Source organism: Sinorhizobium fredii USDA 205, from assembly GCF_001461695.1.
Taxonomy (GTDB): domain Bacteria; phylum Pseudomonadota; class Alphaproteobacteria; order Rhizobiales; family Rhizobiaceae; genus Sinorhizobium; species Sinorhizobium fredii.
The window spans coordinates 12,313-24,350 of sequence record NZ_AUTC01000138.1; the positions used below are offsets into that span (position 1 = coordinate 12,313).

A 12,038-nucleotide genomic window follows, 5' to 3' on the forward strand; every position below is an offset into this window, starting at 1 on the left:
GCGCGCCACCGCACATCGGAAACTAAGTTAGCGCCCATGGGGCTTGACCCGAGGACTAACCCTCTCCCCGCAGGCGGGGAAGGGGACTTGGGCGGCGCGGCACAGCCCTTCGCCCCGCAAGCGGGGAGAACGTGCCGGCAGGCGGATGAGGAGCCATGCGAGGACGGAGACAGTATTCTCACGACGCCCGTTGGTTCGCCTTCAACTCCAAACGGCGGCGATGCAGCACCGGTTCGGTATAGCCGTTTGGCTGTTCGCGCCCCTTGAGGACCAGATCGAGCGCCGCCTGGAAGGCGATCGATTCGTCAAAACGGCCGGCCATCGGCGCGTAGCTCGGGTCATCGGCATTCTGTTGGTCGACGACGTCCGCCATCCGCTTCATCGTCTCGACGATCTGCGCCTCGCTGACTATGCCGTGGTGCAGCCAGTTGGCCATGTGCTGCGCAGAGATGCGCAGCGTCGCGCGGTCTTCCATCAGCCCGACATTGTTGATGTCGGGCACCTTGGAGCAGCCGACGCCCTGGTCGACCCAGCGCACGACATAGCCGAGGATCCCCTGGGCGTTGTTGTCGAGTTCGCGCTGGATTTCTTCTTCCGTCCAGTTCGGCCGGGCCGCGACGGGCACCGAGAGAATATCGGCGAGCTTGGCGCGCGGCCGGCTTTTGAGACCCGCCTGTATCTCGGAGACGTTGACCCGGTGGTAGTGCGTCGCATGCAGCGTCGCCGCCGTCGGCGAGGGAACCCAAGCGGTGTTGGCACCGGCCTTCGGGTGGGCGATCTTCTGCTCCAGCATCGCGGCCATCAGGTCCGGCATGGCCCACATGCCCTTGCCGATCTGGGCGTGGCCGGAAAGTCCGCATTCGAGGCCGATATCGACGTTCCAGTTTTCGTAGGCGCCGATCCAGGCCGCCTGCTTCATGTCGCCCTTGCGGATCATCGGGCCGGCTTCCATCGAGGTGTGGATCTCGTCGCCGGTGCGGTCGAGGAAGCCCGTATTGATGAAGACGACCCGCTCACGGGCGGCGCGGATGCATTCCTTGAGGTTGACGGTGGTGCGCCGTTCCTCGTCCATGATGCCCATCTTGATCGTATTGGCCGGCAGCCCGAGCGCCGCCTCGACCCGCGCGAAGATCTCGCAGGCGAAGGCCACTTCCTCGGGACCATGCATCTTCGGCTTGACCACATACATCGAGCCGCTGCGCGAATTTGCCCGCCGGCCGCTCGGGCCGATGTCGTGCAGCGCAATCAGCGCCGTCACCATGGCGTCCAACAGGCCTTCGGGGATCTCGCGCCCGTCGCGGTCGAGGATCGCCGGGTTGGTCATCAGGTGGCCGACATTGCGCACCAGCATCAGCGAGCGGCCGGGCAAGCTCAGCGTTTCGCCATCAGGCCCGGTGAAGGCGCGGTCGGCGTTCAGCTTTCGCGTGAACGTCCTGCCGCCCTTGGCGACCTCTTCCTCGAGGTCGCCCTTCATCAGCCCCAGCCAGTTGCGATAGACGACGATCTTGTCCTCGGCATCGACCGCAGCAACGGAATCCTCGCAGTCCATGATCGTGGTGATCGCCGATTCGAGGATGATGTCGGAAATGCCGGCGGCATCGGCCTCACCGATCGGCGTCGTTGCATCGAGGACGATCACGACGTGAAGGTTGTTCTGGCTGAGGACGATTTCCGAAGGCGCCTCGGCCGAGCCGGAATAGCCGACGAACTGAGCCGGATTGCGAAGTGCCGTCCTGGCACCGCTCGTCAAGATCAGTGAGAGAGCACCGCCAGCGATCGCCAGCCCACCGACCTCGCTCCAACGGCCCTCGGCGAGCGGAACGCTGGCGTCGAGAAAGTCCCTCGCCCAGGCGATGACCTTGGCACCGCGCGCCGGATTGTAGCTTCTGCCGCGCGTCGCCCCATCCGCATCGGGAATTGCGTCGGTGCCGTAGAGCGCATCATAGAGCGAACCCCAGCGCGCATTGGCGGCGTTCAGCGAATAGCGGGCATTCATCACCGGCACGACCAGCTGTGGGCCGGCAATGGTGGCGATCTCGGCATCGACATTGGCGGTCGACACGGAAAAATCCGGTCCTTCCGGCAGGAGATAGTCGATTTCCTTCAGGAAAGCCTGGTAGGCGTCGAGGTCGACCGGGGCGCCATGCTCGCGATACCAGGCATCGAGCTTAGCCTGGAGCTCGTCGCGCCTGGCGAGAAGGGCGCGGTTCTTCGGCGCGAGTTCGTGAACGAGGTGCGAGAGGGCCGCAAAAAAACGGTCCGGGTCGACGCCGGTACCCGGCATCGCCTCATCGACCAGGAAGCGGTGAAGGCCCGCATCGATCTTCAGATCATGTTTCTCAACGCGGTCCATTCGGCAGCTCCTGAAATGCTCTTTGCCCGATTCCAATAAATAGGAGCGGGATGCATGCGGGAAAGCGTTTTCCGCTTTCACCCATCCCGCTCACGCGCGCGGACAGTCTCCCATCAACTCGTTCCTTGTCAATTCCGCAAGGATGCGAAGAATTGTTTCCAAATTGGAAAAGATAGATGAGTTGAGGCGCGGGATGCGGGCGGAAAACCCGCGCACACTTTTCCTCATCCCGCTCTATGCGCGATGCGCGGCCTGCCACTCGCCGAAGCGACGAAGCGCGCCTCGACCAGCCTGCGGCCGCCCTCGACCTCCGGGGCATCGATCTCCTCCCAGGCCGTCGCGGCGGGTTCCTCCGCGCCATTGGCGCGCGCCGTCTCCAGCGCCATCGTCGCGGCGCGGCGGCGGGCGACGCCAAACGCCTCGTCCTGATCGATGAAGCGTTCGCTCGCGCCGGCGCCGTTGACGATGAAGATACCCTCCTCGGGTGTCGTCACGAAGACGGTGACGGTGGCGCGCACCTGGCCGACGACGGCGCCGACGGCATTCGCCACATCGGCCTCAGCCGGGATGGCCGCTTCCGTCGCCAGCATCCCGGCGATCGCCGGGTAATAGACCGGCGCCGAGGCCCCAAGACCGACGAGCGGCCGGTCGAGACCGAGCGAAAAGCGGACGATGCCGGGCTCGCGCTTCAGCGCCCGATCGATGGCAAGCGAGACGGCCGGGTCGATGGCGCCGGCACCGTCCTCATGCAAGCAGGCCTGGAGAATCACTTCCGAGGATTGCCGCGTCAGCCGGTCGACGATCAGCCGCGCCAGCATTTCGGGGGAGCCGGCGATCGGCTGGCCCGAACCGTCCTTGCTCCGGGCGGCGATCTTCAGTCCGAGCAGCGCCGCCTCGGCATTCCATTGCGACTGCTTGCCGAGCACGTGCATCGCGTCGGAGGGCGTCAGGGCGCAGATATGCACCAGCCCGCGGGCGACGAGCCGGTCGAGCGTCGCCTTCTGCGGCGTGCTGACGATGAGGTCGGCGAGCGCCAGCGGCACCGTGCCGATCCTGTCGTAAAGGGCCTGCTCCTGCGGCTGCAGGCCGCTCGCCAGATGGTCGGGCAGGCCGGTGCGGACCGCAAGTCGGCCGTCATGGCGGCCGGCGTGGGTGGCACGCAACTGCCTGTCGAGCACCGCCAGCACCGCATCGCCATGCAGCGCCGCCGCAAGGCTCAAGGGCAGGAAGCGGCGCGGACCGAGATCGATCTTCGCCTTGAGGCCGCGGTCGTTGATCTTCACCTCCGAGTCGCCGCCGAGACCATAGGTGCGCATGGCAACCGCCTCGACCATGGTGCGGAAGCCGCCGACGACGGCCCCGTCTGCATCGAGCCTCGGACGGCCGGCATCGAGCACGGCGACATCCGTCGTCGTCCCGCCGATATCGGAGACGACGGCATTTTCGAGCCCGGTCAGATACCGCGCGCCGACGAGGCTCGCGGCCGGCCCGGAGAGGATCGTCTCGATCGGCCGCAGCCGTGCCTCGGCAGCGGAGATCAGCGCGCCATCGCCGCGCACCACCATCATCGGCACGTCGATGCCGCGGGCCTTCAGGAAATCTTCGCAGGAGCCGACCAGCCGGTCGATCATCGAGACCAGCCGGGCATTGAGGAGCGTCGTCAGCGCGCGCCGCGGACCGCCGAGCTTGGAAGAGAGCTCATGGCTGCAGGTAACCGGCAGGTGCGAGATTTCGCGGATGCGGTCGCGCACCCGCTTCTCATGATCCGGGTTGCGGACGGCAAAGTAACCGGCGATGGCGAAGGACGACACCTCCGCGGCAAGCGTCGGCAGCGCCGCGTCTAGTGCGCTCATGTCGAGCGGCGTCTCGCCGCCATGGACGTTGTGGCCGCCCGGCAGAAAGATCACCGGATCCGACCCCAGCGCCTCCTGCAGGCCGTCGCGCTTCAGATCCTCCGGTCCAAAGCCGATCATCACCAGCCCGGCGCGGCCGCCCTGGCCTTCGACGAGCGCATTGGTGGCGAGCGTCGTCGAGAGCGAGACGAGGCTGATGGCCGAGACCGGAACGTTGGCCTTTTCCAGGACGGCTTCCACCGCTCCGGAAATGCCTTCGGAGAGATCGTGCCGCGTCGTCAGCGCCTTCGCCTTGGCGACGACACCCGCTGCTTCGCTGAAAAGGACGGCGTCCGTATAGGTGCCGCCGGTATCGATGCCGAGAAGAAGATGCGAGGTCAATTTCTGCTCAGTCCATAGGGAGAAAACGAGGAGGAATTGCCCGTTGATAGGACATATCTTAGGGAAAGACCATTGCGTGAAAACGACCTTTGAGGACGGATCAGGTCCGACAGCTTCAGCGGAACATGCGGATACCCCCCTCTGCCCTGCCGGGCATCTCCCCCACAAGGGGGGAGATCGGCAAGCGGCAATGCCTCGTGCGACCAAACGTGCTGAGCGTCGACTACAGTATTCAGCAATTTCAGCACCCGTGACCTTGCCGTCGGGCGGGACTTTGCGTCTGGCCGATCTCCCCCCTTGTGGTGGAGATGCCCGGCAGGGCAGAGGGGGGTGTCGCCGGAACCGAAGTATAGGTCCTAAGTTGCCCGCGCCGACACCTTCATCGGCAGCCCGCCCCTCGGCTGGGTCGTCAGCCTCTGCACCGGCCAGGGATGCGTCGCCTCGGTCAGGTCGAAACGGAAGCGGCGCATCAGGACAGCAAGGGCGATCACCGCCTCCTGCAGGGCAAAGGTCGCACCGATGCAGACGCGCGGGCCGGCTCCGAAGGGGAGATACTGGAAGCGATTGATCTTGTCGCGGTTTTCGGGAAGGAAACGCTCGGGCATGAAGGCGCGCGGCTTCTGCCAGTAGAGCGCGTGACGATGCAGCGTCCAGGGCATGATCAGCACCGAAATGCCCTTGCGGATCGGCACGCGCTCGCCTTCCGGCGATGTCCATTCATCCTCCTCGATCGCGGCGCGGTTGATCGAAGGCGCCGGAGGATAGAGCCTCAGCGCTTCCTCGAAGGCAGCGAGCACATGCGGCATCCGCTCGAGCCACTCGACCGGTTCGGCGCCGCTCGTGAGCGCCGAATCGATCTCCTGCTCCATCTTTTCGCGATAGGCCGGCGTATTGGCGATGCAGTAGAGCGTCCAGGCGAGCGCCCGGGCCGTCGTCTCATGGCCGGCACCGATGAAGGTCAGGATGTTGTCCTCGATCTCGGAGGTCGAAAGCCCCTCGGGTCTCTCGAGTTGCAGAAGCAGCGTCAGGAAATCGTTCGGAGCTTTTTCCGGCTCCTCCGCGATGCGGCGCCGGCGCTCAGCCATGGTTGCGGCGACGACGCCACGAAAGCGGTCAAGCACCTTCCTGCCACCGATCCGGGTGAGGCGCGGCACCCACGGCGGCGCCACGAGAAGATCCATCGGATCAACGCGGCCCATCCGGTGCAGCAGTTCCTCGACATTGGCGGCGAAGCCCTGCTTCTCGACGGCGATCTCGCCGGAAAAGAGCGTCTCGGCCAAAATCTCGAAGGTGAGTTCCGTCATGTCGACGGCGACATTGCTGACGAAAGGTTCGGAGGCGGCGCGCGCGTAGCGCTCCCTGAAATGCTCCGAGACGCGCAGCATCTGGCCAGCGAAGCCTTTGGCATGGCGGGGCGTGAAGACCGGCGCCATCGCCTTGCGCGATCTTTTCCACACATCGCCTTCCGCCGTTAAAAGGCCGTCGCGCAGGATCGGGCGGAGGATCAGCCGCCGGACGTTCGACATTTCGTAATTGGATGCATTCTCGACGAGAATGTAGCGGATAAGACCCGGATCGTTGACGATCAAGGTGCGTTGATTGATGAACTTCGTCTCGATCCAGGGGAGCGTATAGGAGGGTTCGCCCCAAAGCTCGAGCGGATTGCGCAGCACCGTGCGGATGATCTCAAGCCGCGAAGGAATGTGGGTACGCGGGATGGGCGCGGGCGGCTCGAACGGCTCCGGTCGCGTGTCCATGTCGATGCCTTTCCTGATCGCCTACCGTTTCAGTTTTTTACGGTGCAATCAAGAAGATGATTCACGTGAAGCACGATCGAGAGATACGGACGTGGTCCGACGCTCTGCCACCGCCTAAAGCAGGGCCTCGAGTTCGGCGACCTTGTCATTGACCAGCCAGCCATAATAGTTTTCTTCCGGCCATTGGACTTCGCCGCCAGCGTTCTTCGCCGCAAGTGCCGCGGCGCGCTCATCCGGGTTGCCGACGTTGTAGAGCGTCGCCGTCAGGCCGGGATTATGGGAGATGTCCACGCCGGCGATCGACCGGTAGGCATCGATCGAATGGCGGATCGAGGCGGCCATATAGGCAAGCGACACGTCCGGATCCATGATCGCCTCGTAGACGGCGCCGGCATTGTTCTCGTCGAGACGATCATAGCCGGAGACGCGCGAGACCATGTCCGTCAGCATCAAGGCGGTCAGCGGGTTGATCTGGCCGAGGCCAAAAGTCTGGCCGGCAAAGAAGGGCTGGAAGAAGACGGCGCTGAAGCGGTTGTTCGGGAAGGTTTGCCCGCCAACCGTCCGGCCGCGGAACTCGCGCTCCCAGACCCGTTCGCGGCAGCTCCACAGCGCATAGGACGTCTTCTCGCCGGCACAGTCGGCAAATTGTTGACGCTTGACGAATTCGTCGACGGACTCGCCGTCATAACCGAAGTGGAAGCTGTTACCGGCATAGGCGGCCGCCTTGACGTAGTAAGCCTGCAGGCGGTCATAGGCGTCGACATTGTAGGTATGCTCGCCGACGATGGCACCGATCATATGGATCGGGGCGATGCCGTAAGCGGCGGCGGTCGACTTGATCTTTGCCACCAGTTTGCGGTCGTTGGCCAGCAGCTCGCGCACCTTCTCGTACTTCGCGTCGAAGGAGGTCCGGCCGGCCTTGGTGCGGCGAAGGGAAGCACCGGGAACGCGCGGCTGCTCGGCGTGCCGGTTGCCTTTCGGAACCACGCGAATCTCGGCCAGGACCGGTTGCGCCGCGGAGAAGCAAAGCGTGGCGATAAGAAGCAGGCAGGCGGTAAGGCGCACGTTCAATTTTCCTGTGAAGCTAGGCCCCGATTCGTCCGGGCGCGGCCACCTAGGGCAGAATCATGTCGGAATAATGCCCCGTTTTCGACCGGTCACCGTTCGCTCTAGAAAAAATATGGGCGCCTGTCGAGTGACAGGCGCCCCACAATGCGGTGATCGACGCTATTTGGCGGGCGACTGCAGCGCCAACGTCACAGAATGTAGCGCGACAGGTCGGTATTGGCGGCAAGGTCACCGACATGCTTGCGGACATAGTCCGCGTCGATCATCAGCGTGTCGCCGCCGCGATCGGGCGCGTTGAAGGAGATGTCGTCGAGGACGCGTTCCATCACCGTCTGCAGGCGGCGGGCGCCGATGTTCTCGACATTGGCGTTGAGCTGCACGCCGACCTCCGCGAGCGCGTCGATCGCGTCCTCGGTGAAGTCGAGCGCCACGCCTTCCGTTTCAAGAAGGGCCTTGTACTGGCGGATGAGGCTTGCCTCCGTCTCCGTCAGGATGCGGCGGAAGTCTTCCTTGGTGAGGGCACGCAACTCGACCCGGATCGGCAGGCGGCCCTGCAGCTCGGGCAGCAGGTCCGACGGCTTCGACACATGGAAAGCGCCGGAGGCGATGAAGAGGATGTGATCCGTCTTCACCGGCCCGTATTTCGTCGCGACCGTCGTGCCCTCGACCAGCGGCAGGAGGTCGCGCTGGACGCCCTCGCGCGAAACGCCGGCACCGATGCCCCCGTCGCGGGCGGCGATCTTGTCGATCTCGTCGAGGAAGACGATGCCGTCGTTTTCCGCTGCCGCCACCGCCTCGCGCTGGATCTGCTCGTTGTCGAGCAGCTTGTCGGATTCATCGTTGACCAAGAGCTCGTAGGAATCCTTGACCGTCGTCTTGACCTTCCGGGTCCTGCCGCCCAGCGCCTTGCCGAACATTTCCGACAGGTTCAGGACGCCGATATTGGCGCCCGGCATGCCCGGGATTTCGAAGCCGCCGGGCGCACCAGTTTCGGCGATGTCGATCTCGATTTCCTTGTCGTCGAGCTCATTGGCCCTGAGCTTCTTGCGGAAGGAATCGCGCGTTGCCGGCGATGCCGTCGTGCCGACCAGCGCTTCGAGTACGCGCTCTTCGGCGTTCTGATGGGCCTTCGCCTTGACGTCGGCGCGCTTCTTCTCGCGCACCAGCGTGATGCCGACCTCGACGAGGTCGCGGACGATCTGTTCGACATCGCGGCCAACATAGCCGACCTCTGTGAACTTCGTGGCCTCAACCTTGACGAAGGGCGCACCGGCCAGCTTGGCGAGACGGCGGGAAATCTCCGTCTTGCCGACACCGGTCGGGCCGATCATCAGGATGTTCTTCGGCATGACCTCGTCGCGCAGCTCGTCGCTGAGCTGCTGGCGGCGCCAGCGGTTGCGCAGCGCGATCGCCACGGCGCGTTTCGCGTCTTTCTGGCCGATGATGTAGCGGTCGAGCTCGGAAACGATCTCTCTGGGGGAAAAATTGGTCATGAATTCCTCTCAAACTCGGTCCGCGTCAGCTCCATGAGGAGGGTCCGGCCGGACTCGTCTATCCATTCGGCGAAGGGCACGAAGCCGGCCTTCGCATAGGCTCTGACTGCCCGACGGTTGCCGGCATCCGGATCGATGACGATGCGGGCGGCGCCCTTTTCGAACAGCCTTCCGGCAAAGGCCCTGAGCGCGAGAGCCGCGACGCCTTTGCCGGTCATTTCAGGTGGGCCGATGAAGATATCGACGCCGGGCGTGTCGGATGACAAATCCTTTGCCCAGGGTTCCTCGTCATATTGCGAGGGAATCCAGGACTGGATGTAGCCTGCCGGTTCGCCCGCCAAGTGAAAGACGAACCCGTCGACCTCGCCGGTGGCGCAACCCTCGCGGATCAGCCCGAGTTCCACATCCGGGTCGCCCCACCATTGTCGGACATGCGGCTCCGAAAGCCAGGCAAGCAGCATCGGCAGATGGCGCTCGGCCACCGGCTCGAAGCTGACATCTGCCCGGTCATTCGGCATCCAGCGTCTCCATGACGACATTGTGGTTGGTATAGACGCAGATGTCTCCGGCGATCTGCAGGGCGCGCCGGGCGATCTCCTCGGCCGACTTGTCGCTGTCCATCAGCGCGCGCGCCGCGGCAAATGCATAGTTGCCGCCGGAGCCGATGGCGATCGTCCCGTGCTCCGGCTCGAGCACGTCGCCATTGCCGGTGATCGCCAGCGTCACCGACTTGTCGGCGACCAGCATCATCGCCTCGAGATTGCGCAGGTATTTATTGGTGCGCCAGTCCTTGGCGAGTTCGACGGCAGCCCGCATCAGCTGGTCGGGATATTGCTCGAGCTTCGCCTCGAGTCGCTCCAGAAGCGTAAAGGCGTCCGCGGTCGCGCCGGCGAAGCCGGCGATCACGTCGCCCTTGGAGAGGCGCCGGACCTTGCGCGCATTGCCCTTCATCACCGTCTGGCCGAGGCTCACCTGGCCGTCGCCCGCCATCACCACCTTGCCGCCCTTGCGCACCGTGATGATGGTGGTGGCATGCATCGTTCCGTAAGGTCCGTAAGGATTGTGTTCGCTCATCAAAATACCCGTCGGCCCCGAAATCCGAGGCGTTGCGGCCCGAAAAAGCCTGGTTGCTTGAGGCCTATGTAAGTTAGCGCGACGCGATTGCAAATGCGTGGCTCAAATCACCGCGATCCCCCTTCTTGCGGCGGATCGCGCCTGTCGCCGCGGGCCGATCGAATCTCCTTCGCAGTTCTGGATATTTCGTGCCTCGCCTGATATGAGCGGCTCTGGAACCGGGTGAGGCGGGCCGAAAGGCGTTCCGTCGCCATCACCCGCCCCCGGTTTATCGCGTGCAGACAGGAGAGCCTGATGGCAGACGTGACGCTGAGCCGCACCGGCCAGGTTTCGCGAAAAACGAATGAAACGGCCGTGTCCGTCGCCGTCAATATCGACGGTACGGGCGCGTCGAAGATTGCGACCGGCGTCGGCTTCTTCGATCATATGCTCGACCAGCTGGCGCGCCATTCGCTGATCGACATGGAGATCAAGACGGAGGGCGACCTGCATGTCGACGACCATCACACCGTCGAAGATACCGGCATTGCCATCGGCCAGGCGATCGCCAAGGCGCTCGGCGATCGCCGCGGCATCACCCGCTACGCCTCGCTCGACCTCGCCATGGACGAGACGATGACGCGCGCCGCCGTCGATGTCTCCGGCCGGCCCTTCCTCGTCTGGAACGTGACCTTCACCTCGCCGAAGATCGGCACCTTCGATACCGAGCTGGTGCGCGAATTCTTCCAGGCGCTCGCCCAGCACGCCGGCATCACGCTGCATGTGCAGAATATCTACGGCGCCAACAACCACCATATCGCCGAGACCTGCTTCAAATCCGTCGCCCGCGTGCTGCGCACGGCAACCGAAATCGATCCGCGCCAGGCTGGACGCGTTCCCTCGACGAAGGGCACGCTTGCCTGAGCCGGCCAAGACTGGCTGAAGACCATGGCCTCCTATCTGATCATGACTCCGCCCGGCGCACCCGCCGACGACGAAAGGGCGCGGTTCATCGCCGACGGTTTTTCTTGGGTATCCTTCTTCTTCCCCGCGCTCTGGCTGATGGCCAAGCGGGCCTGGCTGCTTGGAATCTCCGTTGCCGTTCTGCAAATTTTGTTAATCCTTGTGTCGACGCTGCCCGGCGGATTTACCGCCGCGCTGATCCTGCAACTGGCGCTCAGCCTCGTGGTCTCGCTGGAAGGGCCGCTTTTCATCGCCCGGAAGCTCGCGGCCGAGGACTGGACGCTACGTACGATCCTTCCGGCCCGCAACATCGAGACGGCGGAGGAGATCTACTTCTCGAACGCTACAGCGACGGCGCATCATCGAAGCGCAACTCCGTTGCAGTCTATCGAATGGTCCAAGACTGGACGGACGGAAAAAGCCGCCGGACTGGGCCTCTTTGAATCCTATGGAGAGCGTTGATGCGGGTCGCCATCATTGACTACGGCTCGGGCAATCTGCGCTCGGCCACCAAAGCCTTCGAGCGGGCGGCGCTCGAAGCCGGCATCGATGCCGAAATCGACCTGACGGACAAGCCGGACCGGGTGGCTTCGGCCGACCGCATCGTGCTGCCGGGCGTCGGCGCCTATGCCGACTGCCGCCGCGGCCTCGACGCCGTCGCCGGCATGGAAGAGGCGCTCGCGCAGGCCGTCGAGAAAGAGGGGCGTCCCTTTCTCGGCATCTGCGTCGGCATGCAGCTGATGTCGTCGCGGGGGCTGGAAAAGACCACCACGCACGGCTTCGGCTGGATTCCGGGCGATGTCGTGGAAATGATGCCCGACGACCCGTCGCTGAAGATCCCGCAGATCGGCTGGAACACGCTCAGGCTCAACCGGCCGCACGCGCTCTTCGAGGGCATTCCGACCGGAGAGTCCGGGCTGCACGCCTATTTCGTGCATTCCTATCACCTCGCCGCCGCAAAGCCGGAGCAGGTGATCGCCGAGACGGAGTATGGCGGTCCGGTGACGGCCTTCGTCGCAAGCGGCAACAAGGCCGGCGCGCAGTTCCACCCCGAAAAGAGCCAGACGCTCGGCCTAGCCCTCCTTTCGAATTTCCTGCGGTGGAAGCCGTGAGCCTC

Annotated in this window: 10 protein-coding genes; 3 read left to right on the top strand and 7 right to left on the bottom strand. The window is 64.3% G+C overall.

Annotation, left to right across the window (positions count from 1 at the left end; translation table 11 throughout):
• Positions 1-178: 178 nt before the first annotated feature.
• From N181_RS15850 to hslV, 7 genes are all read right to left on the bottom strand, one after another.
• The gene (locus N181_RS15850) at positions 179-2,353 is read right to left on the bottom strand and encodes a malate synthase G (protein WP_037398130.1); all 2,175 of its coding nucleotides are present in this window, start codon (positions 2,351-2,353) and stop codon (positions 179-181) included.
• 224 nt (positions 2,354-2,577) lie between these two features.
• On the bottom strand, positions 2,578-4,587 hold the full coding sequence (locus N181_RS15855) for a hydantoinase/oxoprolinase N-terminal domain-containing protein (protein WP_037398133.1): 2,010 nt from the start codon (positions 4,585-4,587) through the stop codon (positions 2,578-2,580).
• A 356-nt stretch (positions 4,588-4,943) separates the two neighbouring features.
• Positions 4,944-6,344: a cytochrome P450 gene (locus tag N181_RS15860; RefSeq protein WP_037436855.1), complete on the bottom strand. Its 1,401-nt coding sequence runs from the start codon at positions 6,342-6,344 to the stop codon at positions 4,944-4,946.
• A 114-nt stretch (positions 6,345-6,458) separates the two neighbouring features.
• A complete protein-coding gene (locus N181_RS15865) occupies positions 6,459-7,409 on the bottom strand; it encodes a DUF1402 family protein (protein ID WP_060563582.1) in 951 nt (316 codons plus the stop codon).
• 191 nt (positions 7,410-7,600) lie between these two features.
• Positions 7,601-8,905, bottom strand: coding sequence for an ATP-dependent protease ATPase subunit HslU (gene hslU, locus N181_RS15870; RefSeq protein WP_014330426.1), 1,305 nt, complete (start codon positions 8,903-8,905; stop codon positions 7,601-7,603).
• Positions 8,902-9,423, bottom strand: a complete 522-nt coding sequence (locus N181_RS15875) for a GNAT family N-acetyltransferase (protein ID WP_014330425.1) — start codon at positions 9,421-9,423, stop codon at positions 8,902-8,904. Before N181_RS15875 ends, hslU begins: the two co-directional genes overlap by 4 nt.
• Positions 9,413-9,979 (bottom strand): ATP-dependent protease subunit HslV, encoded by a 567-nt coding sequence (hslV, locus tag N181_RS15880; protein WP_050984097.1) that lies wholly within the window; start codon positions 9,977-9,979, stop codon positions 9,413-9,415. The genes N181_RS15875 and hslV overlap by 11 nt, the downstream gene beginning before the upstream one ends.
• 294 nt (positions 9,980-10,273) lie before the next feature.
• On the opposite strand from hslV, the gene hisB reads away from it, so the two are divergent.
• From hisB to hisH, 3 genes are read left to right on the top strand one after another with little or no spacing between them, the layout of a single operon-like run.
• Positions 10,274-10,882: an imidazoleglycerol-phosphate dehydratase HisB gene (gene hisB, locus N181_RS15885; protein ID WP_014330423.1), complete on the top strand. Its 609-nt coding sequence runs from the start codon at positions 10,274-10,276 to the stop codon at positions 10,880-10,882.
• A 24-nt stretch (positions 10,883-10,906) separates the two neighbouring features.
• The gene (locus N181_RS15890; RefSeq protein ID WP_014330422.1) at positions 10,907-11,383 is read left to right on the top strand and encodes a DUF2628 domain-containing protein; all 477 of its coding nucleotides are present in this window, start codon (positions 10,907-10,909) and stop codon (positions 11,381-11,383) included.
• Positions 11,383-12,033, top strand: a complete 651-nt coding sequence (gene hisH / locus N181_RS15895) for an imidazole glycerol phosphate synthase subunit HisH (protein ID WP_014330421.1) — start codon at positions 11,383-11,385, stop codon at positions 12,031-12,033. Before N181_RS15890 ends, hisH begins: the two co-directional genes overlap by 1 nt.
• The last annotated feature ends 5 nt before the right edge of the window (positions 12,034-12,038 follow it).

What these genes read in the sequence shown, in the direction of transcription:
- N181_RS15850 (WP_037398130.1), bottom strand. Translation starts at nt 2,353, where the DNA reads ATGGACCGCGTTGAGAAACATGATCTGAAGATCGATGCGGGCCTTCAC.
- N181_RS15860 (WP_037436855.1), bottom strand. Translation starts at nt 6,344, where the DNA reads ATGGACACGCGACCGGAGCCGTTCGAGCCGCCCGCGCCCATCCCGCGT.
- hslU (WP_014330426.1), bottom strand. Translation starts at nt 8,905, where the DNA reads ATGACCAATTTTTCCCCCAGAGAGATCGTTTCCGAGCTCGACCGCTAC.
- N181_RS15875 (WP_014330425.1), bottom strand. Translation starts at nt 9,423, where the DNA reads ATGCCGAATGACCGGGCAGATGTCAGCTTCGAGCCGGTGGCCGAGCGC.
- hslV (WP_050984097.1), bottom strand. Translation starts at nt 9,979, where the DNA reads ATGAGCGAACACAATCCTTACGGACCTTACGGAACGATGCATGCCACC.
- hisB (WP_014330423.1), top strand. Translation starts at nt 10,274, where the DNA reads ATGGCAGACGTGACGCTGAGCCGCACCGGCCAGGTTTCGCGAAAAACG.
- N181_RS15890 (WP_014330422.1), top strand. Translation starts at nt 10,907, where the DNA reads ATGGCCTCCTATCTGATCATGACTCCGCCCGGCGCACCCGCCGACGAC.
- hisH (WP_014330421.1), top strand. Translation starts at nt 11,383, where the DNA reads ATGCGGGTCGCCATCATTGACTACGGCTCGGGCAATCTGCGCTCGGCC.